Annotated in this window: 27 protein-coding genes; 18 read left to right on the forward strand and 9 right to left on the reverse strand. The window is 34.1% G+C overall.

What is annotated here, in order from left to right; all coding sequences use genetic code 11:
* Window positions 1-2 precede the first annotated feature (2 nt).
* From CRV04_RS01285 to CRV04_RS01295, 3 genes are read right to left on the reverse strand one after another with little or no spacing between them, the layout of a single operon-like run.
* Window positions 3-305, reverse strand: a complete 303-nt coding sequence (locus CRV04_RS01285) for a DUF1330 domain-containing protein (RefSeq protein WP_128994809.1) — start codon at window positions 303-305, stop codon at window positions 3-5.
* Between the two features lie 18 nt (window positions 306-323).
* A complete protein-coding gene (recO, locus tag CRV04_RS01290) occupies window positions 324-941 on the reverse strand; it encodes a recombination protein RecO (protein WP_128994810.1) in 618 nt (205 codons plus the stop codon).
* Window positions 942-1,205, reverse strand: coding sequence for a hypothetical protein (locus CRV04_RS01295; protein WP_228126429.1), 264 nt, complete (start codon window positions 1,203-1,205; stop codon window positions 942-944).
* Between the two features lie 163 nt (window positions 1,206-1,368).
* On the opposite strand from CRV04_RS01295, the gene ppnP reads away from it, so the two are divergent.
* A complete protein-coding gene (gene ppnP / locus CRV04_RS01300; RefSeq protein ID WP_128994811.1) occupies window positions 1,369-1,680 on the forward strand; it encodes a pyrimidine/purine nucleoside phosphorylase in 312 nt (103 codons plus the stop codon).
* 214 nt (window positions 1,681-1,894) lie between these two features.
* Here the strand turns inward: ppnP and CRV04_RS01305 are convergent, their stop codons facing one another.
* On the reverse strand, window positions 1,895-2,275 hold the full coding sequence (locus CRV04_RS01305) for a class II SORL domain-containing protein (RefSeq protein ID WP_128994812.1): 381 nt from the start codon (window positions 2,273-2,275) through the stop codon (window positions 1,895-1,897).
* 178 nt (window positions 2,276-2,453) lie between these two features.
* Between CRV04_RS01305 and CRV04_RS01310 the strand changes: the two genes are divergently transcribed.
* The 3 genes from CRV04_RS01310 (at window position 2,454) to CRV04_RS01320 (ending at window position 4,879) form a co-directional block, all read left to right on the forward strand.
* On the forward strand, window positions 2,454-3,278 hold the full coding sequence (locus CRV04_RS01310) for a thiamine-phosphate kinase (RefSeq protein WP_128994813.1): 825 nt from the start codon (window positions 2,454-2,456) through the stop codon (window positions 3,276-3,278).
* Window positions 3,271-4,335 carry a tRNA pseudouridine(13) synthase TruD gene (gene truD / locus CRV04_RS01315; RefSeq protein ID WP_128994814.1) on the forward strand — a complete coding sequence of 355 codons (1,065 nt, stop codon included), beginning with the start codon at window positions 3,271-3,273 and terminating at the stop codon, window positions 4,333-4,335. Before CRV04_RS01310 ends, truD begins: the two co-directional genes overlap by 8 nt.
* A 70-nt stretch (window positions 4,336-4,405) precedes the next feature.
* Window positions 4,406-4,879 (forward strand): hypothetical protein, encoded by a 474-nt coding sequence (locus tag CRV04_RS01320; RefSeq protein ID WP_128994815.1) that lies wholly within the window; start codon window positions 4,406-4,408, stop codon window positions 4,877-4,879.
* Between the two features lie 20 nt (window positions 4,880-4,899).
* Here the strand turns inward: CRV04_RS01320 and CRV04_RS01325 are convergent, their stop codons facing one another.
* Entirely contained in the window at window positions 4,900-7,149 is a 2,250-nt protein-coding gene (locus CRV04_RS01325; RefSeq protein WP_128994816.1) for a methyl-accepting chemotaxis protein, read from the reverse strand.
* Between the two features lie 92 nt (window positions 7,150-7,241).
* Here CRV04_RS01325 and ruvA point away from each other — a divergent pair, with 92 nt between their 5' ends.
* The 6 genes from ruvA to CRV04_RS01355 all read left to right on the forward strand — a co-directional run bounded on the left by ruvA (window position 7,242) and on the right by CRV04_RS01355 (window position 11,964).
* Window positions 7,242-7,802 carry a Holliday junction branch migration protein RuvA gene (ruvA, locus tag CRV04_RS01330; RefSeq protein WP_128994817.1) on the forward strand — a complete coding sequence of 187 codons (561 nt, stop codon included), beginning with the start codon at window positions 7,242-7,244 and terminating at the stop codon, window positions 7,800-7,802.
* 19 nt (window positions 7,803-7,821) lie between these two features.
* A complete protein-coding gene (locus CRV04_RS01335; RefSeq protein WP_128994818.1) occupies window positions 7,822-8,856 on the forward strand; it encodes a D-alanine--D-alanine ligase in 1,035 nt (344 codons plus the stop codon).
* Complete coding sequence (locus CRV04_RS01340; RefSeq protein WP_128994819.1) at window positions 8,857-9,585, forward strand: alpha/beta fold hydrolase; 729 nt, start codon at window positions 8,857-8,859, stop codon at window positions 9,583-9,585.
* On the forward strand, window positions 9,572-11,008 hold the full coding sequence (locus CRV04_RS01345) for a Mur ligase family protein (RefSeq protein ID WP_128994820.1): 1,437 nt from the start codon (window positions 9,572-9,574) through the stop codon (window positions 11,006-11,008). Before CRV04_RS01340 ends, CRV04_RS01345 begins: the two co-directional genes overlap by 14 nt.
* 44 nt (window positions 11,009-11,052) lie before the next feature.
* On the forward strand, window positions 11,053-11,412 hold the full coding sequence (locus CRV04_RS01350; protein WP_128994821.1) for a four helix bundle protein: 360 nt from the start codon (window positions 11,053-11,055) through the stop codon (window positions 11,410-11,412).
* A gap of 63 nt (window positions 11,413-11,475) precedes the next feature.
* Entirely contained in the window at window positions 11,476-11,964 is a 489-nt protein-coding gene (locus tag CRV04_RS01355; RefSeq protein ID WP_128994822.1) for an HIT family protein, read from the forward strand.
* A 12-nt stretch (window positions 11,965-11,976) separates the two neighbouring features.
* On the opposite strand, the gene CRV04_RS01360 is transcribed toward CRV04_RS01355, so the two are convergent.
* Together CRV04_RS01360 and CRV04_RS01365 are read right to left on the reverse strand one after the other, a co-directional pair.
* Entirely contained in the window at window positions 11,977-12,447 is a 471-nt protein-coding gene (locus CRV04_RS01360; protein ID WP_128994823.1) for a PIN domain-containing protein, read from the reverse strand.
* Window positions 12,447-13,610 carry an XRE family transcriptional regulator gene (locus CRV04_RS01365; RefSeq protein WP_128994824.1) on the reverse strand — a complete coding sequence of 388 codons (1,164 nt, stop codon included), beginning with the start codon at window positions 13,608-13,610 and terminating at the stop codon, window positions 12,447-12,449. Before CRV04_RS01365 ends, CRV04_RS01360 begins: the two co-directional genes overlap by 1 nt.
* 197 nt (window positions 13,611-13,807) lie before the next feature.
* Here CRV04_RS01365 and CRV04_RS01370 point away from each other — a divergent pair, with 197 nt between their 5' ends.
* The 3 genes from CRV04_RS01370 to blaOXA all read left to right on the forward strand — a co-directional run bounded on the left by CRV04_RS01370 (window position 13,808) and on the right by blaOXA (window position 16,587).
* On the forward strand, window positions 13,808-14,458 hold the full coding sequence (locus CRV04_RS01370) for a CPBP family glutamic-type intramembrane protease (RefSeq protein WP_128994825.1): 651 nt from the start codon (window positions 13,808-13,810) through the stop codon (window positions 14,456-14,458).
* 83 nt (window positions 14,459-14,541) lie between these two features.
* The gene (locus CRV04_RS01375) at window positions 14,542-15,768 is read left to right on the forward strand and encodes an NAD(P)/FAD-dependent oxidoreductase (RefSeq protein WP_128994826.1); all 1,227 of its coding nucleotides are present in this window, start codon (window positions 14,542-14,544) and stop codon (window positions 15,766-15,768) included.
* A gap of 54 nt (window positions 15,769-15,822) precedes the next feature.
* The gene (gene blaOXA / locus CRV04_RS01380; protein ID WP_128994827.1) at window positions 15,823-16,587 is read left to right on the forward strand and encodes a class D beta-lactamase; all 765 of its coding nucleotides are present in this window, start codon (window positions 15,823-15,825) and stop codon (window positions 16,585-16,587) included.
* A gap of 2 nt (window positions 16,588-16,589) precedes the next feature.
* Here the strand turns inward: blaOXA and CRV04_RS01385 are convergent, their stop codons facing one another.
* Entirely contained in the window at window positions 16,590-16,862 is a 273-nt protein-coding gene (locus tag CRV04_RS01385) for a hypothetical protein (protein WP_128994828.1), read from the reverse strand.
* Window positions 16,863-16,912: 50 nt separating this feature from the next.
* On the reverse strand, window positions 16,913-17,329 hold the full coding sequence (locus tag CRV04_RS01390) for a hypothetical protein (protein ID WP_128994829.1): 417 nt from the start codon (window positions 17,327-17,329) through the stop codon (window positions 16,913-16,915).
* 271 nt (window positions 17,330-17,600) lie between these two features.
* Between CRV04_RS01390 and rpsJ the strand changes: the two genes are divergently transcribed.
* From rpsJ to rplB, 5 genes are read left to right on the forward strand one after another with little or no spacing between them, the layout of a single operon-like run.
* Entirely contained in the window at window positions 17,601-17,915 is a 315-nt protein-coding gene (rpsJ, locus tag CRV04_RS01395) for a 30S ribosomal protein S10 (protein ID WP_128994830.1), read from the forward strand.
* Window positions 17,916-17,932: 17 nt separating this feature from the next.
* A complete protein-coding gene (rplC, locus tag CRV04_RS01400) occupies window positions 17,933-18,511 on the forward strand; it encodes a 50S ribosomal protein L3 (protein ID WP_128994831.1) in 579 nt (192 codons plus the stop codon).
* Window positions 18,508-19,119: a 50S ribosomal protein L4 gene (rplD, locus tag CRV04_RS01405; protein ID WP_128994832.1), complete on the forward strand. Its 612-nt coding sequence runs from the start codon at window positions 18,508-18,510 to the stop codon at window positions 19,117-19,119. Before rplC ends, rplD begins: the two co-directional genes overlap by 4 nt.
* A 2-nt stretch (window positions 19,120-19,121) precedes the next feature.
* The gene (locus CRV04_RS01410; protein WP_128994833.1) at window positions 19,122-19,403 is read left to right on the forward strand and encodes a 50S ribosomal protein L23; all 282 of its coding nucleotides are present in this window, start codon (window positions 19,122-19,124) and stop codon (window positions 19,401-19,403) included.
* A gap of 12 nt (window positions 19,404-19,415) precedes the next feature.
* A complete protein-coding gene (gene rplB / locus CRV04_RS01415; RefSeq protein WP_128994834.1) occupies window positions 19,416-20,243 on the forward strand; it encodes a 50S ribosomal protein L2 in 828 nt (275 codons plus the stop codon).
* Window positions 20,244-20,249: the final 6 nt, after the last annotated feature.

Genomic DNA, 20,249 nt, shown 5'->3' on the forward strand with positions numbered 1-20,249 from the left:
CATTATATGTGATACGTTGAGATAATGTAGCTTGAATTAACAGCTTTATCAAAATATCGAGCTTTGATTGACGTATAGTTTGGATGGTTAAAAAATGCCTCTTTTAACTTTTTTGTTTCAAAACGCAGTGTAAAAATCCGATTGATATTTTTATGAGCTGATTGGTTTTCAAGTTCGTCTTTTTCAACCCAAACATCATAAGAGAAACTGCCTTGGTGCTCTTGAAGCAGGCTTGATATCTCTTTTGTGTATTGTTCATACAGCTCTTTGTTGCACACATTCAGTGCAACCAACATTTCAAACATTATACTCCTTTTTCAATCTTATAATCCTTGCAATAATATGTTCCATAAATACTCCACCTCTTCATCTTCAAACTTTAGAAGAGATGCTTCATCAAACAGCTCTTTAATTTGATTAAACTCAAACGTTTTACTGTAAGAACATTTGGCATGTGTGGGAAGAAAACTTCGCACTAAGCTTATTTTATTGTGAATTTTTTGTTCACATAAAAGACATTCATACTCTTTGTGCAAACGACCTTCATGTTCGAGAAGTTGTATGTAACTCTCTATAATGGCACGTTTGGGATTTTGTTTTATCATTTTATGAACGGTATCATCCAGACTTTGAAAGTAAAAAGACTCCAACTCTTCTACCTCTTTTAGATGAGGATAAAAAAGTTTAATATAGCGTTGCCAACAGTAGAGTTTTTCTCGATCTAAAATCCATTCAAATCCCAACTGTATGACATCTTTAAGGCGTGGAATGGAACTTTTTAAATTGCTTTCAAGTTCAAAATCGATTTTATATCCTACATTGATAGTAGAGTGTCGAGCACCATAAAATCGATACGCAGTAAAGAGATTATTTTCTTCAAGAATCGTAACAATCAAGTCATCATCACGGACATTCTTGACATCAATAATATATCCTTGCATCTACTCTTTTAAACTCTTCATATCGATGATTTCATCGATGATTTCTTGAGCTTCTTCATCTTCTATTTCACCCGCTTGTAACTCATCAACGAGCTCTTGAAACTCTTGTTTCATCTCTTGCATGGCTTTGATCTCTTCTTTAAGTTCTGGGTCATCTTTTTTAGAAGCGACGATTTCAAAGAGTTCATCTAAATACTCTTCAATATCAGGTAAAACTTCATTGTGTAAAAGATTTAAAAGTTTTTCTTGTACAGGTATAGACATGGGTCTCCTTATATTTTGGGGATTATAACAAATTAATGCTACTTATTTGCTTCATCAAGATAAATTCGGTTTATTTTTTAAATAATTAACAAAATTATAGCTGTTTCATAATTATTGTTATGCTATCATTCTACAAAATACAGATATATATTAAGGGGTGTAAATGCCAGATTTTAAAAATGTTTCAATTAACAAAAGTGCTAATATCTTTTATGAAGGAAGAGTTACCAGTCGAAGTTTAGAGTTTGAAGATGGGAGTAGAAAAACACTGGGGATTATGTTACCGGGTGAGTATCAATTTAATACCGTTCATAAAGAGATTATGGAGATTAACTCAGGTGAATTAGAATACCGACTTCCTGCAGAAGATTGGAAGAAAATTACGGCACCGGGAGTCTTTGAAGTACCTGCAAACTCAAAGTTTGATATTAAAATTATCGCGATTGTTGATTACTGTTGTTCATTTATTAAATAAATACAAAACATACAACATAAAAAGGCAAGAGTTTTCTCTTGCCTTTTTTTATCTTTATTTTATACAAATATTTAAACGTTGGAATAACTAAATCTATGTCTAAGTTGTGTTGGATATTAAATTATTTAAGTGATGATAGGAACAGTGAATGTCAGACAAATTGTTGTTTATTTGAAATTTTTTTGAACTTCAAAGCCCTAAGAAGGGCTTTGTTTTAGTTAACTGCGACAGCCACAGGGTCTGATTCCCAAACCCCGTGCTTGGTACAGTATGCGTGAGCAACAAGATTTAATTTTCCTGTTGGTACAACGTTAAAAGTAACAGTTTGATGTCCTTTTTCGTTCCCTAAAGCACCTGCCATAAACTCTGCTTTAGCTAATAGTGTCTCCCCATTAAAAAGTGAAATACTTGAAATATAGTGATCGAAATCATCTGGATGAGAGTACTCATTTCCCATTTTTACTGTAACTGCAAAAGGTTCACCTTTTGTTGCGTTATCTTCACAGTGAATGAATGGTGAGTGTCTGTCAATATAATCTTTTTTTGCTTCTCTCTCAACCGTATCTATATCTACGTATTTATTAATCTTTGGCATGTTTTATCTCCTGAATTTTTAAATTATCACATTATACACTAACTTTTTTAAATTAAATAGGATAAAAATTATCCTAAATGAAAAGCTTAAGCAAAAAATCAGCAAAAAGTGATGAACTCACAGTATAACATATTAATTTTTAGAGGTGCCCTTTGGTTATATTGGGTATAATGGGCTTATGAATAAAGAGGACTATTTTATAAAACAATTTTCACACTCAAAATTTATTGGTGATGATGGTGCGATTGTCGGTTCGTATGTCTATAGTGCTGATGCATTTTTTGAAAACGTGCACTTTAAACGTGAATGGATGAGTCTCAAAGAGATTGCTCAAAAAGCAATGTTAGTCAATATCTCTGATGCCATTGCGATGAATGCAAAACCAAAGTATGCACTTTTAACCGTAGCCATACCCAAATCATACACGCATAAAGAGCTTGATGAATTGGCCCTTGGCTTTAAAAAAACAGCGCAAAAATTTGGTATAGAGATCATTGGAGGGGATACCATTTGTAATGAGAAACTTGATATTTCAGTCACTATTATTTCAAAAAGCAAACGACCCGTTTTAAGAAGTGGTATGAAAAAGGGTGATTTGCTTTGTTATACGGGTGAATTAGGTCAGTCTTTAAAGCATCTGAATGCGTTGCTTAAAGGTGAAAAGATTCCCAAAAAATCAAAGTTCATCAAACCCAAGCTCAATGCAAAGTTTTTTTATGAAATAGCTTCCTATGTCAGTGCAGGTATGGATATCTCTGATGGTCTTTTTTTTGAATTAGAACGCCTTTCAAAAGCCAACACACTGGGTTTTGAATTTTTCAGTTCCATTCCTAATGAAATAGGATGTTCAGGAGAAGAGTATGAACTGCTTTTTTCTTTTGCACCTCAGTATCAAAAAAAGATTGAAAAGATTGCACACAAACACAATATTAAATTAACCATCGTAGCCAAAGCTGTTAAAGGCAGTTACGAATGTAAATGTAAGGGACACCATTTTGAATAAACAGTACTATTTAAACCACTCTAAAATTGAGGTGGTTTTTAAACAAAGCAAAGATGATTTCGTGGTTACAGAAGTACCACTGTATGAGTTCAGTAATGAAGGTGAACATCTCATTATTAAGTTTCGGAAAAAAGATTTAACCACGTGGGATGCCCAACAAATCTTCTCAGAACAACTCGGATGCAAAGCACGAGATATTGGTTATGCGGGGTTAAAAGATAAAAATGCCATGACAATTCAGTACTTTTCTTTGCCAAAGTCATGTGAAGCCAACCTCGAAAAGTTTAACCATGAAAACATTAAAATCCTTGAAACAACCTATCATAACAATAAAATACGAATAGGGCATTTAAAAGGGAACAAGTTTTTCATTCGTCTAAAAAGAGTCAACTTGGTTGATGCCAGAAAGATTGAACAAGTGTTGCAAAACATTGTCAGTTTTGGGATTCCAAACTATTTTGGTTTCCAACGTTTTGGTGTTGAAGGGAACAACTATCAAAAAGGAGAAGCCATCATCAAAGGAGAACTCAAAGAGAAAAACAGAAAACTCAAACAGATGTATATCAATGCGTATCAAAGTTATTTGTTTAATACTTGGTTATCTAAGCGTATTGAAATCTCAAAACTGGTAGACGCTTTTGAACCCAAAGAGATTTGTGAAAAACTGGGACTTCCTTTAGAGATGGTCAAGCAGATGAAAAAACAACAACACCCTTTTAAACTCATCCAAGGGGATTTAATGAGTCACTACCCATATGGACGTATTTTTCATGTGGAAGATTTAGAGAGTGAAAGTGAGAAGTTCTTTGCACGTGATAGAGTCCCTACAGGAATACTTGCGGGTAAAAAAGTAAAAACCAGTGAAAACGAAGCGTATGAAGTGGAAAAAGAGTTTGATATTAAAATTCCAGAAGATGGTGCCAGACGTTTTGCTTGGATTTTTCCTGAAGAGATTGAAAGCAATTATAAAGAGGAAAAAAACTGGATGGAACTCTCTTTTTACCTGCCAAAGGGTTCATACGCTACAGAAGTGATCAGCGAGTTAATCCACCAATAAATGCCTCTTGTAATTATTTTATTAAGAGAAGTTAAGCTAAACTTAGTGCATTATTTTTTTAGGATGGGGTATGACTCAAGAAGAATTAGATGCAATGATGGAAAATGGTATTGAAGATGTAGTAGAAGATTCAACTTCTGCAACTCAGGATGAACACCACCGAGATATGGCAGAACAACTTGGCAGCGTGACCAAAGAGTCTGAAGTCAAAGCGACGGAGATATTTGATAAGTTAGAATCAATTCTTTGTGTGACTGAAACACTTAAAAATTCACAAGATGATTTGGAAGCACATCTGGAAAAGATCGATGCTATTGTCATGGATATCATGTCAACCATGCAGTATCAAGATATTCACCGACAAAAAATTGAGCGAGTGATTAATAATATGCGTTCAATTTCTAAATTGATGAATCAAACTCTGCATATTGTAGATGATGAAGAGATTGCTCCAAGTGCAAAACATATTGTGGGTGATAATACATCTGATTTAGTAACCGATGAGGAGCTTGAAGCATTGATTGCTTCAATGAATAATAAATAAGCAAAGGCAGAAGAGGAGTTTTACTCCTCTTCTGCCTCTTCGCTTTCTTCAATATCTTCTTGTTTTATGGGAGCTGAAAAGCTTTCATCAGAACAGGTTTCTGCTTTTACTTTATTGAGTAATCCAAAGATTTGTAACGATAAGATTTCAACCGCTTTTGCTTTTTCATTTAATTTCTCATTAGACTCTTTTTCGCTGTTGGCATTGACCAGTTCTTGAAGTTTTTTGGTTAATTCCGAATTAAGTTCTTTCAGCTCTTCAATCGTTTTTGAGTTGTAGTCATCATGTGAATGTGTATATTCCGCAATCCAACCCTCTAAGGCACTGTTTTTAGCAACTGCAAATTTCTCAAACGTACCAAACTGACTGTAAATACTCTCTTTGAGTTTTAAAATGTCGACTTTGAGTTTCGCTGTATCATAGACCAAATCAATATCACATACTTGCTCTCGTGCTTCTTCTAAGAAACTTGCACGTGATGCAGCAGTTACTAAAGAGTTTGACATTTCAGCAATTTGTTCAGACATATTAGAAATTTTGTCTGCAACAGTTGCATTCTCTTGTGTGGCTTTATCTAAAGCATTAACTGCATCATTGATTTGTACAATTCCACGCTCTTGTTCTTTACTTGCAGTGGCTACTTGCTCAATCATTTCAATGGTATTGTTAATATTTGCATTGAGTTCATCATATCCGTGAATCATTTTTGCTGAGATCTCTTTACCTGCTTGTGCTTTTGAACTTGCATTTTCAACAATTGCTTTAATCTCTTTAGCAGCTTCAGCACTTCGTGAAGCAAGGTTTCTTACCTCTTGTGCAACGACAGCAAAGCCTTTTCCTGCTTCACCTGCTGTTGCTGCTTCCACTGCAGCATTGAGTGAGAGGATATTGGTTTGAAACGCAATTTGGTCAATTACTTCAATCGCTTCATTAATAGAACTTACTTGTGTATTAATCTCTTCCATTGATTGTGCTGTTTCATTGGCAAGCGTTAATCCGCTTTTCGCTGAAGAAGTCACGTTTTGTGCTAATTGTGCCATTCTGGTTGAGGCTTCCGTGTTTCCTTGAATGTTTGAAGTAATTTGCTCCAATGCTGCAGCAGTCTCTTCTAAGGAAGCCGCTTGTTTATTGGATGACTTTGATAAGTCAGCTGAAGCAGTTGAGAGCACTTCTGTATTTTCTTTAAGTGAATCACCTGTGTTCATAATCATTGCTAAAATTTCAGAAGTATTGTTCCCTACGAGTTTGATACCCGAAGCAACGGAACCTAAGTCCCCATAAAGACCTTGGTCATTGATACGTGTATCAAAGTGTGATTCAGAGTATTGTCGTAGCGTTTCATTGATTTTATCCAAGGTGTTTTTCGTATTGGCAATCATATGGTTGAGTTTATTTTTCAAGTCTTCCACAAATGGATTGCTTGCTGTTGAGCTTACTTTATAGACAAAGAAACCATTTCCTGTTTTTTCTAAAACATCATTGGCTTCTTCAATGACTTTTTCATCTTGTTTAAGACCTTCTCTCACTTTATCCATATATTGGTTAAACAGTTGGGCCACATCTCCAATCTCATCTTCAGTTGTGATGTCCAGTTTGATATTGGCATCATTTGAAGTGATAAGATTTTGAAATCCTTCTTTTAATCCATTAATTGGATTGGTTGCTTTTTTGACGACAACTAAAATAAGAATAATAGTAATCCATCCAAGTATCGTTGAGATAGAGAGAATATAAATGGTCAGTTCATGAAGTTGGTCATCAGATTCATCTAAAGAGAATGTCAAGTCCATGACTCCAATAACATCACCAATACCTTGGTTGGCATGACACATTAAACACTCTTGGGTTGCCACCATTGGTTTGATCATTCGAAGGTTGTGTCCAGTGTTATCTGAGAATTCAAGCACTTGGGATTTTTTGGTATTAAAAGAGTTTAAAACCTCTTTGTCATCGGTCATGGCTTCGCCTGCAGAGTACATATCAATAAGAGGTTGACTCTTTGCTACAATCAAACGTTTTACGCCCTTAATCGATTGAGCTTCCTCTTCAGCTTTTTTAATCGCAGCTGGGTCACCCGTGTTCATTGCGTTTCTAAGACTTTGGAACATTGCAGTATTGAGCATCTCTAAACTCTCTTTGGTACTTACTATGGAGTCATCATGTACGGTTTTTGTTGTAAAGTAAACAACAGCTAAACTGTTGATGGTCATGAGAACCAATAAAGAAAAAATAATTTTGTTACTGATCTTCTTTTTCAGAAAGTTGAACATTTCGTGCCCTTATTATTTAAGTTGGTTTATTATATAATGAAAACTATTTAAAGTAAGTTAAAATAACAAAATTGTAAAAGAGATTTAAATAAATGATTGTTGGAATAGAAGGAACGATTGAAAAGAAGGAGCCTACAGGTGTACACCTCAATGTGAACGGATTGATTTATGAGGTTTTTGTCTCCTTAAATTGCAGTGCACAGATTACAAAAAATAATATTAAACTGTATACCACTCATATTATAAAAGAGGATTCTCAAACGCTATATGGTTTTTATGATTTGAATGAAAAAAAACTGTTTGATACAGTCATAAAAATTAATGGGGTAGGACCAAAAGTCGCATTGGCAATTTGTTCTACTTTTACCCCTTCGACTTTTGCTCAAATTGTATCAGCTAATGATGTGACAATGCTCAAGCGAGTTCCTGGGATTGGTCCGAAGCAAGCGAGTCGAATTTTGGTTGAACTCAGTGGTTTCATTATTGATGGCACAGATGAAAATGGCAGTTCAAATAGCAATACTCTTGAAGCTGCTTTAGCGTTAGAATCTTTAGGATTTAAAAAAGAATTGGTTGCAAAAGTACTTACTTCATGTACTGCAACAGACACAAGTGGCCTTGTCAAAGAGGCATTAAAAAAACTACAAAAATAATTATAGGAGACTTTATAGAATGAAAATAGCAATCTTTTTTGGTTGTTCAAGTTATGAACATGAGATATCAATTGTCTCATCTATTGCAATGAAGGACGTATTAAAGCATGAGTTGGTGTATATATTTTGTGACCAACACCGAGAGCTTTATGAGATTCCTTCATCAACCATAAAGTCAAAACTCTTCAGCTCAGGTGAGTATAAAAAGTGCGATAAAGTAACTTTACAAAAAGGTGGTTTTGCTAAAAAGAGCATGTTTGGACAAAAAGAGATTGCATATGATGTGGTATTGAACCTTACTCATGGTGGTGATGGTGAAGATGGTGTGTTAGCATCACTGTTTGAATTCTATGGTATTCCTTTCATTGGCCCAAGAGTAGAAGCGTGTTCTGTGAGTTCACACAAGTTCTTAACCAAAGGGTATGCACAAAGTGTGGATGTAAAAACGATTGATTACGCATTTTATACCAAAAACGATGAAATCAAAGTGGACAGTTTCCCTGTGATTGTAAAACCCGTTCGTTTAGGAAGTTCAATCGGGGTTTCCATTGTAAAGTCGCAAGAAGAGTTAGATTATGCACTGGATGTGGCATTTGAGTTTGATGATGCCATTATCATTGAACCATTTATAGCAAACATCAAAGAGTATAACCTTGCAGGATGTGTGATTAATGGAGAGTTTAACTTCTCAATCATTGAAGAGCCGCAAAAAGCAGAGTTCTTAGACTTTGATAAAAAATATCTAGATTTCTCTCGAACCAGTAAAGCCTTAGAAGCAGACATAGACGAAACACTTAAAGAAAAAATCAAAGAGGCATTTAAAAAGCTTTATAACACTCTGTTTATTGGTTCTTTGATTCGTTGTGATTTCTTCGTTGTGGATGGGGAAGTCTATATTAATGAGATCAACTCTATTCCTGGAAGCATGGCAAACTATCTGTTTGAAGACTTTAATACACTCTTTACTTCATTGGCACAAAACTTACCCAAGAAAAAAGCCATTACGATTAACTATGAGTATGTGAATAAAATCCAAGCAAGCAAGGGTAAGTAGTTGGCTCTTAAGCAAGTAACGTATGCTCATCACTCTTTTGATATTGCCTATGACTTAGTCAATCCAGCAGCATCTAAAACGATTGTCTTTTTACATGGTTGGGGAAGTAACAAAGAGATTATGAAACAAGGGTTTGCCAACACTCTGTCAGAGTTTAAACACATCTATGTGGACATGCCCGGTTTTGGAAAAAGCAGCAATGAGATGGTGCTTACCACACAAGAGTATGCCACAATCATGCAACTTTTTTTACAACAGTTGGGATATGAAACTTGCAGTGAGCTTACCATTGCAGGTCACTCTTTTGGTGGAAAAGTGGCCACACTTTTAGAACCTAAAAACTTAATACTTTTAAGCACAGCAGGTATCATTGAACCAAAACCTTTTAAAGTGCGTGTCAAAATCAAACTGGCGAAGTTTTTAAACCTTTTTGGTTTGGGAAAAATCACCAAAGCCTTTAGAAGCAGTGATGTCAACCAAATGAGCCAAAACATGTATGAAACCTTTAAAAATGTGGTGGATGAAGATTTCACTGCGATTTTTCAAGCATACCGTGGAAAAACATTTATCTTTTGGGGTGAAACAGACACCGCTACTTCTTTACAAAGTGGAGAAAAAATCCACAGCTTAATTAAAAATTCTGAGATGGTATCTTATAATGGTGACCACTATTTTTTTTTAAAATACAACAACGACATCGCAAAGAGACTGGAAAATGGAATACTTTAATATATTTACACACATTGTATTGATACTATGTTTAGGGTGGTACTTGATTACCAACTTACAATGGTACAACTATAAAATTGAACGGGTGATTTTAAAACACCATAAATATTACTGGCACATCAACTATTTTGTAGTGCCTATTTTTATGTACTATTTATTGGAGCCATTGTACTTTGCCATCTTCTTTTATGTGCTTTATTTAACTGCCTTTTTCTTATGGAACAGAAAGCTTGACCGACCATTGGTATTAACTTCACGTGTTAAACGCTTCTTAGCGATTTTGTTGTTTACAACGTTTGCCATAAATCTGTTGTGCATGTATGCAACTTCATGTGAAGGTGTAACCGTACTTATTCCTTTAGCGATTGCTTATGTTGTCTCACACTTTTTAGAAAAAATCTTTTTTATCAGTTTTAAACACAAAGCAAAACAAAAACTCAAACTCATTCCTAATCTAAAGATTATTGCAATTACCGCTTCATTTGGTAAAACATCGATTAAAAACTACATGCATCAAGTATTAAGTAAAAAGTACAAGACCTATAAAACCCCACGTAGCGTGAATACGATTGGTGGGATTGTGTTAGATGTGAACAATCACTTGCCCGATGATACGCAAATATATATTGCAGAAGCGGGTGCCAGAGAGCAAGGGGATATTGAAGAGATTACGATGTTCCTAGAACCTCAATACCCAGTGATTGGTTCAGTAGGTGAACAACATATTGAGTACTTTAAAACCTTGGATAATATTATTCATACGAAAATGGAAATCCTTAAAACCCCACGAATGGTTAAAGGGTTTGTGCATGAAACGGTGCCTATTTTAAAGTATGATACCATTGAGAAGTTTCCAAAAAATCTGAACATCACCATGTCCAACTTAGATGGTATTTGGTTTGATTTAGAGATCAATGGTATACAAGAGCACTTCCATGCACCTCTTCTTGGTAGTTTTAATGCCATAAACTTAAGTGCCGTTATTTTAGTGGCACTGGAATTGGGTATGAGCATTGATGAGATTAAAATTGCCTTGGATAAGATTGAACCTGTGGAACACCGACTGCAACTCATTAAAGCGGGTGGAAAAGTCATTGTGGATGACAGCTTTAATGGAAACCTTGACGGGATGCTGGAAGCTGTGAATATCTGCTCAACGTATGAAGGCAGAAGAGTCATAGTGACGCCAGGTTTGGTTGAATCAACCGATGAAGCCAATATCACTTTAGCCAAAACCATTAATGAACACTTTGATTTGGTGATGATCACGGGAAGTTTGAACGCTAAAATATTGGGCGATAATATTGACAACAGTAAAGTAATTGTGCTTAAAGACAAAGCAAAAATGGAAGCCATGTTAGCAGAAAAGACTCGAATAGGGGATTTAATCTTGTTTGCTAATGATGCACCTAATTTTATATGATGCAAAGCATCATATAAAATTAAATGAATAAGGAAAAGTGAATAATGAACAGTGATAATATTCTGGAAGTGAAAAGTTATGCTTTTGCCTTACGAATTGTAAAACTCTCTCGTTATTTACAAGATGAACAAAAAGAGACTATCCTTTCTAAGCAAATTCTTCGTAGTGGCACCGCTGTAGGAGCACTTATTAGTGAATCTGTCTATGCTCAAAGTAAACCTGATTTTATTTCAAAATTGCACATAGCTATAAAAGAAGCCAATGAAACACAATATTGGCTCAACCTTCTTAAAGACTCGGATTACATCACAGTTAAAATGTTTGAAAGTATAGAACCTGATATAATAGAACTATTAAAACTATTAACCACAAGCCTTAAAACTGCAAAGGAAAACAATGTTTAAGATTATTCATTATTCATTATTCACTGTTCATTATCCATTATTTTTTTCACAAGGAACAAAATAATGGAACACCTCTATGCACCTTGGCGATTTGAATACGTAACAGAAGAGAAAATCAAAGGGTGCGTATTTTGCCATATTTCAAAAAACTTAGAAGATGAAAAAATGCAAGTCATTTTCTCTGACGAGTTGTGTTATGTGGTGATGAATAAATACCCATACTCTCCAGGACACATCATGGTCGTACCACATTTTCATACCGATAAAATAGAGGAGTTAGAAGCTCAAGTCTGGCAACAGATGAGTTTGCGCGTACAACAAGGTGTGAAGCTTTTAAAAGAGGTGATGCCGTGTGAGGGTGTGAATATAGGTATGAACTTAGGAGAGATTGCAGGAGCTGGGATTGCTCAGCATGTGCATTATCATTTGGTACCACGTTGGAAAGGGGATACTAATTTTATTAGTACGATATCTCATATTCGTGTTTATCCGGTTGATTTTGATGAAATTTTCTCTAGACTTAAGGAATATGCTCCTAAATATTTTTTATAAATGTAGTATAATTTAAAATATCCATTTCTCTTCTTTCATAAAATGTGTTAAGTTCATGCATTTAACATTAAAATGTTCACAAATATTAGGAACCTTGGCACCATTTTCACTATATTTCTCTGTTGTAACTACACAGGCATTAAGGTATTTTGCTTTTGCTATTACAAATGGGTCTGCAACAGGCTTTCCTTCTAGAATTTCTTGTTTTCTAATTATGTGTTGAAAATGTTTGACTTGAAAAATTTCTAAAATGATATTATATTCCTCTATATCTGGTTGAAAGAATAAGTGTTTATTATTCTTAGACCAGTCTCCTAATGCATCAGTTGAATTACTAATTTCATTATAAACTTCTTTTACAGAAATAAGATTATCTTCTTCAATTAACTTATCGAACTTTTCCCATAAGGTAGGAAATATTTCTGGTTTATAATGTTTAAATAAGTCAATTAATGGACCACTGTCAAAAATATATAACATCATTAAATCTCTTTACCTAAATAGTATTGAATAAGCGGTTTGAAATATTTAGATTTAATATTAAATAAATTTGATGCTTGCTCTATTGATAGATTATTATTTAAGTAATTTTGAATAACTAAGTCTTTATATGTATTACTTAAATACGTATTTGCTTTATGATATGGTTTAGGTCCACCAGTTTGTTTTCTAATTTTTTTAAGTTCTAAATATTCGTGATTCCATTGTTGCCTTTTCTCTTCATAGTATTTAGTTGAAACGAGCTTTAGATTTAAATATTTTCTTAAAATAGCTTCTTTTGATACACTATAATTTTTAGCGAGATTATTAAAAGTATTATCATTTATTTTTAAGTTTTGAATATCTTTTTCGAAACTACTTGTTGGAATTAAAAATTCGCCTGCAAATTGATTACAATGTCTTTCAATTATCTCTTCAGGACCTTGAAAATAGTCGAAATAGTTTTTACTATCAATTCCACTAGTGTTAAATAGTAAATGAGCTAGTTCATGAAACAATGTAAATATTTGTCTAGATTTAGATTTAGAGTTATTTATATAGATAATTGGTATATTATCATCATATAAACAGAAGCCTGAGTAATTTTCATTTTTAAATGCTTCTTTAAAAACAAATATTCCAACTTCTTCAAGTTTATTTGTCCATGATTCTAATGCTTTAGTAGTGCTTTTCCAGTCTTTTTGTTCATTAATTGATATATCTAAAAAGTTTCTGAGACTTTCTACCATATCTAAAGTACTATCTTTGTGATTAAAGCTTAAGTTATTTAAAATAAAGCCTGTTGAAGGGTTAATGTTATTTGTTAAATCCTTAATATTTAGTTGATATGAAAAAGCTTTATCTATTAGAAGTTTAAATTTTGGTTCTAGTTCAAGGAATTCATATTCGGCAATTGTTCTAAATGATTTATTGATATTTACATGTGTCGGAGGTGCAGGAAAGAAAAAAACAGCTAAGGGCTTTTTATAAATTTCATATGCTAATCTTTCTAACTGTAAATAAGTAGGAGATGATTCTCCTTTTTCCCAACTTTGAATATCTTCGACTGACTTAGAAAACTTTTTGGCAATATCTTCCTCTGTATAGTTTATTCGTTCTCTTGCCCATTTTAGTATGGTTGGATTATATGGTATTGTATTATGCATAGATAAAGTATATAAAAACAAAGTCACAATTTTGTGTAGTTATTAGATTTAGTTTGTAAATAAATTATTTTTTTATAAATAAATAAAATAATTTACTTAAGCTCAACTATAAAGTATATCTAGATTTAAATAACCAAAACTTTCTAAAAAACTCTAAACATGCTATAATACAAATAACTCTAAAAAAAGGAGTTGTTATGATTCACAATGCACAATTTAAACAGTTTGAATTTGTAATACTATTTACCATAATACCACTTCTGTTTGTATTGCATATGATACCTCTTGGATTTCTTATGCCAATGCTTTGGCTGATGTCATTGTACGCAATGTTGGTACTTAAAGCCACTCACCATGACTTTTCATTTTTAGGGTTTAAGAAAAATCAGTTTATTTTCACACTGCTGCGTTTTATTCTATTAGGGGCAGTATTTACTTTTTTAAGCTATTTTTATCATCCTGAAGCCTTTTTTCATATGGTAAAAAATGAGATGCAACTTTTTATTTTATTACTTTTACTCTATCCATTGATATCCGTACTGCCACAAGAGTTACTCTATAGAGAATTCTTTTTCTCTCGTTATCACTGGAAACTTTCCGTGCAAAATCAAATCATGCTGAATGCTGTGATATTTTCTTGGGCACACAGTGCTTTTGATTCTATAATTGTATTTGCATTGACTCTTTTTGTGGGATTGCTTTTTGCACAGACCTATTTGAGAAATCGTTCTTTTATTTTGGTCTGCATTGAGCATACACTCTTTGGATATTTACTTTTTACTTCAGGTATGGGAGAACTTTTTTTTCAAAGCGGCAGTTTGGATCTGTTGCGTTCAATTACGGGTTAAGTTTCTGAAGTAGTTTTATTTTTTATTTAAAATAAATCTCTTTTTTGAGATACTGCGAAAACTGGACTTGATAAGGAGTCTGTATGAAACGAGATATTATTATAGTTGGTGGCGGTGCCGTTGGTTTAATGTGTGCGTATGCACTTGTTAAGCAAGGGCGTGATGTCACTGTTATTGATGAAGGAGATATTACCAACTCAACCTCTTTTGGAAATGCAGGTTTGCTCTCTGCCTTTGACAAATCTCCTTTAAGTTACCCCGGTGTAGTGGGTGAGACGCTCAAACTCATGCTTAAAGGAGAATCTCCTTTAACCTTTCATCCCACTTTGGATTTGAAAATCTATCGATGGCTTTTAAAGTTTGTACAGAGTGCGAGTGAAGAAAGAATGAAAAAAAGCATGGCTCTGTTTGAAAAGTATGGGCAACTTGCTTTGGATTTGTATACGCAAATGCAAACAGAAGATGGTATGGATTTGGACCTTCAAAAAAAAGGTCTTTTGATGGTCTATACACAAGAAGAGACTTTCAAACAAAAAGTCAAAAAAAGTCAAAATGAAGAGCGTTTTGAGATTTTAGATGTGGCACAAACCAAACACTATTTGCCGTGTGCGAATGATAGGATTCAAGGTTCGGTGCTTTTAAAGAAAAATGCACACATTGATCCCAGATGTGTTATGCTTGAAATGAAAGCTTTTTTAGAAAAATCAGGGGTGCACTTTATACTCAATGAGAAAATTGAGGATTTGATTTTTGAAAATGGTGACATACGATATGTTAAATCCAAAGAGCAGCTTTATGAAGCAAATACTGTGATACTCTCAACGGGGTATCAAATCAAGTTAGCACGAAAAGAGTTGATGCTCACTCCTGCAAAAGGTTACAGTATTACATTTGAAATGCCCGAAATATTGAAACCAAAAACCTCACTGCTGTTTGCAGATATGTTTATAGCCATGACGCCAAGACGAAATGATGTACGTATCACTTCTAAACTTGAAATAGGTTCAAACAACAAAGAAGTGGTTCAAAAACAGATCAACAGTATCAAAGAGAATTTCAAACGATACACACTTCCTTTTGAGATGAAAAACCCAGTAGAGTGGTGTGGCTTTAGACCTTTAACTCCTAATGATATGCCTCTTTTAGGACGAGATGAAAAATATAGAAATCTTATATACGCCAATGGCTTAGGGTGGTTGGGTATCACTTTTGCCCCTGCTATTGGCGAAATCATTGCCAATTTGATTACCAAAGAGCAAGCCAATGGTGACAGTGATGATATCATGGCATTTTCTGGATTCTTTCAATAATTTTACGTCTTCATTACCTTTGTTGCATTATAATCTTTGTTTAAAGGATATATGATGCGACACTGGTTACGACTTCTTTTTTTGTTCCCTATGTGTTTAAGTGCCAATGACTTTGCTCTCAAAGAGTTGTTTGAATTGCACGATGTCAAAGGAACGATTGTCATTGAATCACACAATTCAGGGAAACAATACATTCATAATAATATAAGAGCATACCAACCGATGTTGGCTGCATCGACTTTTAAAATACCGCATACTCTCATTGCTTTGAATGAAGGCATCATCAAAGATGAAAAGAGTCCTATCATTTGGGATGGTAAAAAACGCTCAATGACAGTATGGAATCAAAACCAAACGCTTAAAAGTGCATTTTCAGTTTCGTGTGTTTGGTGTTATCAACAATTTACTGAAAACATCTCTAAACAGAAGTATGAAAACTATTTACATCAACTGCACTATGGCAATGAACAAACAGGAGAAAATGTCAAAACATTTTGGCTTGATGGCACATTGCGAATCACGGCGTTTGAACAAGTAGCGTTTTTAAAAAAATTGTATGAAGAGAATCTGCCATTTAATAAGCAAGATATACTGACAGTGAAAACTATCATGCTCAATGAAGAGAGTGAAAACTATCAATTATATGCCAAAACAGGTTGGGCTACATCAGAGGGTTCATATGGATGGTTTGTGGGGTATTTAAAAACATCAAAGGATGTTTGGTTCTTTGCAACCAATATGGATATTCGAAAACAAAGTGAATTGAAACTGCGTAAGCAAATCACCATGGAAGCCTTCAGACTTCTTGGGGTGATATAAGATTACACTTGAGCCTTTTCGCTCTCTTGTAGAAGTTGCATGATGTTTTCGTGCACTTCTTGTGCTTGTTCATCACTGATTTTGTCCTCTTTAATGGCTAAGAGAATATTTTCAAGTTCGACTAAAAAAGACTCCATCTCTTTAATGGCACTCATGTCATCATCCGTGGCTTTGCCCTCTTGCAGAAGTTCATGCAACTCTTCGATGTAACTCTCTACTTCAGGAATCATGGTCTGGCTGATTACTTCGGTTAACTCTTCTTTAATGGTTGCCATAGGAAGCCTTTGTGTGGAATTGTATATAAAGTATTATAGGCTTCTTTTTATTAAAAAACAAAAGCAATATCAGTAATACTTATATGATACATCGTAACTTTAACCCCTTTAGAGTCTGTAACACTGTAGGTTAAGGTATATTTGTTGGGTTCTTCTATGCTTGGATTTTGTTCAACAAATGTTTTGTATCGTTCAACATCTACAACAGAGTAAATAAATTTCGCTTTGTTCATAAAGCTTTCGTTGTTGATATATAGGTCAAATATCTGTTTGTGCTCTACGGGGTCATATTTATTTACAAAGTTATCATCATACAGTTTTTGTGCAATCTCTTTTTTATCTGATTTATCAGTGTTATACATATAGTAGTCATCATATAAAATTGGAACCAATCCATCATCGATTAAAAAGTGGTTATAAGTTATGTAATCGTTCTCTTCATTGGCTTTGTGCGTGTACTCTATCAAAAAGTTTCCTTTGCTTGAAAATTAAAAGGTGAAATTGTAGCGTTTTAATCTTAATTGAATAAATGAACTTTTGCTTTCTACCTTAACATGAACTTAATAGTAGTCAAAAATAGATATAGTTTTCCTTTTTAAAAGGAAGAAAAATATATAAATTTTAGAGCAAAACCCCATAACTCTTGACATTTAATACAAAAAAGGTTATAATCCGCGACCATAAAAATGGTTAGAGTGCGTAAACACGTACATTTAACGAGTTCTTTAAAGGAAAAAAATGGAAAAAATTAGATTAAAGCTTAAAGCTTATGATCACAGAGTTTTAGACAGAAGTGTTGCTTCAATTGTTGAAGCTGTTAAAAGAACCGGTGCTGAGTTGAGAGGGCCAATCCCTTTACCAACAAAAATCAGAAGATATACGGTTATTAAAGGTCCTCACGTAAACAAAGATTCTCGAGAACAATTCGAAATCAGAGTTCACAACAGAATGATTGATATTATTTCTGCAACTCCTGAGACAGTTGACTCATTAATGAAGTTAGACTTAGCTCCAGAAGTAGACGTAGAAGTTAGATCAATGGGTCAAGAATAAGAAGAAAGGTAATATAGATGGAATTCATAGTTGAAAAAATCGGTATGAGCAGAACTGTTTCAGTTCCAAGTGTTCCTGTTACACTTTTAAAAGTTCTTGATACAAAAGTATGTGAGATCGCTGAAAACGGTAAAGCTTTCGTTGCTTATAGCAATGGAAAGAAATTCAATAAAACAATTGAAGGTCAACAAAAAAAGTTTAATTTAAGTAAAGAGTTTAATAGATTTGCAACTATCGCAGTAGCAAACTCTGAAGCTGGAGACTTAGATGTAGCTGGTTTAGCGGAAGCTAAAGTATTAAAATCTACGTTTAAAACTAAAGGTAGAGGTTTCCAAGGTGGAGTTAAAAGATGGAACTTCGCTGGTGGTAGAGCATCACATGGTCACAGAATGGGTAGAAGAGTAGGTTCTATCGGTAACTGCGAATGGCCAGGTCGAGTTATGCCAGGGAAAAAGATGCCAGGTCAATACGGAAATACTAACGTAACAGTTAAAAATGAAGTTGTTTCATTTGACGCTGAGACTGGAATTTTAGTTGTAAAAGGTTCAATCGCTGGACCAAACGGTGCATTAGGAAAAGTAAAGGTTGCTAAATGAGTAAAGCAGTAATTTTAAACGAAAAATTTGAAAGCAATGGTGAATTAGATTTACCAGCAAGTTATGAAGAGATCAACTCTCACAACTTATATTTATATGTTAAATCTTACCTTTCTGCATTAAGAGCTAACACTGCTAGAGTTAAAAACAGAAGTGAAGTTAGCGGTGGTGGTAGAAAACCAAAAGCACAAAAAGGTTCAGGTGGAGCAAGATGGGGTTCTAAAAGATCACCACTATTCGTTGGTGGGGGTCAAGTATTTGGACCTACAAAAAGAAACTACAACCAAAAAGTAAACAAAAAGCAAAAAGCGTTAGCATTATCTTATGCATTAAATGCTCAAGCAAACAATGGTTCACTTTTCGTAGTTGATTCAATCAAAATTGAATCTGGAAAAACTAAAGATGCAGTTGCAATTTTAAAATCAATCGACAAGAGAGACACATTAATTGTTGTTGACACAATTGATGAGAAAACTTACCTTGCGTTTAGAAATGTAAAAAATTGTTATATGATAGAAAAACAAGAAGTAAATGCTTACTTAATTTCTGCATATCATTCAGTACTTATTGAAAAATCAGTACTTGATGCATTAACAAAAGAGGCGTAAAAATGGCTGATATTACAGATATTAAAGCAATATTATATACAGAGAAAACAATCGAACTTCAAGAAAATGGAGTTATCGTGGTTCAAACGAGTCCAAAAATGACTAAAAACAGTTTGAAAGAAGTGTTTAAAGAGTATTTTGGGGTTACACCTTCAAAAGTTAACTCATTAAGACAAAATGGTAAAGTTAAACGATTCAGAGGACGACCAGGTAAACGACCTGACTTTAAAAAGTTTTATGTAACATTACCAGAGGGCGCTGAAATAGCGAACCTTTCAGCTTAAGGAGTATAGAAGATGGCAATTAAAAAATTTAGACCAATAACTCCTGCTAGAAGATTCATGTCTGTTATGGATACTTCTGATATTACTTCTAAACCAACAGTAAGAAGCTTACTTGTAAGAGTTAAAGCAAAAGCGGGTAGAAATAATAACGGTAGAATTACTTCTAGACACAAAGAAGCAGGTGCTAAAAAATTATATAGAATCATTGATTTTAAAAGAAACAAATTTGGTATTGAGGGAACTGTATCAACTATTGAGTACGACCCATACAGAAACTGTAGAATTTGTTTAGTTACTTATTTAGATGGTGATAAACGATATATCATCCAACCATCTGGATTAAAAGTTGGTGATAAAGTTCAAGCGGCTGAGTCTGGTTTAGATATTTTACCAGGTAACGCAATGAGACTTATGAGTATTCCTGTTGGTACTATGGTTCACAACATTGAACTTAAACCAGGTAAAGGTGCTCAAATGGCAAGATCTGCTGGTGCTTACGCTCAAATCATGGGAAGAGAAGACAAATATGTAATTATGAGACTTCCTTCAGGTGAAATGAGAAAAATTCTTGGTGTTTGTATGGCAACTATTGGTGTTGTAGGAAATGAAGATTTCACAAACATGGTAATTGGTAAAGCTGGTAGAACAAGACACATGGGTATCAGACCTCAAACTCGAGGTTCTGCGATGAACCCTATCGATCACCCACACGGTGGTGGTGAAGGTAAAACGAATTCAGGTCGACATCCTGTTACACCATGGGGTATGCCAACTAAAGGTTATAAAACTAGAAAGAAAAAAGCTAGTGATAAATTAATCATCTCAAGAAGAAAGAAGTAAGGGTTT

This window comes from Candidatus Marinarcus aquaticus (assembly GCF_004116335.1).
In the GTDB taxonomy this organism is placed as follows: domain Bacteria; phylum Campylobacterota; class Campylobacteria; order Campylobacterales; family Arcobacteraceae; genus Marinarcus; species Marinarcus aquaticus.

Bases quoted from the DNA above. Each gene is read 5' to 3' on its own strand.
- CRV04_RS01285 (WP_128994809.1), bottom strand. From the start codon at position 305: ATGTTTGAAATGTTGGTTGCACTGAATGTGTGCAACAAAGAGCTGTAT.
- recO (WP_128994810.1), bottom strand. From the start codon at position 941: ATGCAAGGATATATTATTGATGTCAAGAATGTCCGTGATGATGACTTG.
- CRV04_RS01295 (WP_228126429.1), bottom strand. From the start codon at position 1,205: ATGTCTATACCTGTACAAGAAAAACTTTTAAATCTTTTACACAATGAA.
- ppnP (WP_128994811.1), top strand. From the start codon at position 1,369: ATGCCAGATTTTAAAAATGTTTCAATTAACAAAAGTGCTAATATCTTT.
- CRV04_RS01305 (WP_128994812.1), bottom strand. From the start codon at position 2,275: ATGCCAAAGATTAATAAATACGTAGATATAGATACGGTTGAGAGAGAA.
- CRV04_RS01310 (WP_128994813.1), top strand. From the start codon at position 2,454: ATGAATAAAGAGGACTATTTTATAAAACAATTTTCACACTCAAAATTT.
- CRV04_RS01320 (WP_128994815.1), top strand. From the start codon at position 4,406: ATGACTCAAGAAGAATTAGATGCAATGATGGAAAATGGTATTGAAGAT.
- CRV04_RS01325 (WP_128994816.1), bottom strand. From the start codon at position 7,149: ATGTTCAACTTTCTGAAAAAGAAGATCAGTAACAAAATTATTTTTTCT.
- ruvA (WP_128994817.1), top strand. From the start codon at position 7,242: ATGATTGTTGGAATAGAAGGAACGATTGAAAAGAAGGAGCCTACAGGT.
- CRV04_RS01335 (WP_128994818.1), top strand. From the start codon at position 7,822: ATGAAAATAGCAATCTTTTTTGGTTGTTCAAGTTATGAACATGAGATA.
- CRV04_RS01345 (WP_128994820.1), top strand. From the start codon at position 9,572: ATGGAATACTTTAATATATTTACACACATTGTATTGATACTATGTTTA.
- CRV04_RS01350 (WP_128994821.1), top strand. From the start codon at position 11,053: ATGAACAGTGATAATATTCTGGAAGTGAAAAGTTATGCTTTTGCCTTA.
- CRV04_RS01355 (WP_128994822.1), top strand. From the start codon at position 11,476: ATGGAACACCTCTATGCACCTTGGCGATTTGAATACGTAACAGAAGAG.
- CRV04_RS01360 (WP_128994823.1), bottom strand. From the start codon at position 12,447: ATGATGTTATATATTTTTGACAGTGGTCCATTAATTGACTTATTTAAA.
- CRV04_RS01365 (WP_128994824.1), bottom strand. From the start codon at position 13,610: ATGCATAATACAATACCATATAATCCAACCATACTAAAATGGGCAAGA.
- CRV04_RS01370 (WP_128994825.1), top strand. From the start codon at position 13,808: ATGATTCACAATGCACAATTTAAACAGTTTGAATTTGTAATACTATTT.
- CRV04_RS01375 (WP_128994826.1), top strand. From the start codon at position 14,542: ATGAAACGAGATATTATTATAGTTGGTGGCGGTGCCGTTGGTTTAATG.
- blaOXA (WP_128994827.1), top strand. From the start codon at position 15,823: ATGCGACACTGGTTACGACTTCTTTTTTTGTTCCCTATGTGTTTAAGT.
- CRV04_RS01385 (WP_128994828.1), bottom strand. From the start codon at position 16,862: ATGGCAACCATTAAAGAAGAGTTAACCGAAGTAATCAGCCAGACCATG.
- rpsJ (WP_128994830.1), top strand. From the start codon at position 17,601: ATGGAAAAAATTAGATTAAAGCTTAAAGCTTATGATCACAGAGTTTTA.
- rplC (WP_128994831.1), top strand. From the start codon at position 17,933: ATGGAATTCATAGTTGAAAAAATCGGTATGAGCAGAACTGTTTCAGTT.
- rplD (WP_128994832.1), top strand. From the start codon at position 18,508: ATGAGTAAAGCAGTAATTTTAAACGAAAAATTTGAAAGCAATGGTGAA.
- CRV04_RS01410 (WP_128994833.1), top strand. From the start codon at position 19,122: ATGGCTGATATTACAGATATTAAAGCAATATTATATACAGAGAAAACA.
- rplB (WP_128994834.1), top strand. From the start codon at position 19,416: ATGGCAATTAAAAAATTTAGACCAATAACTCCTGCTAGAAGATTCATG.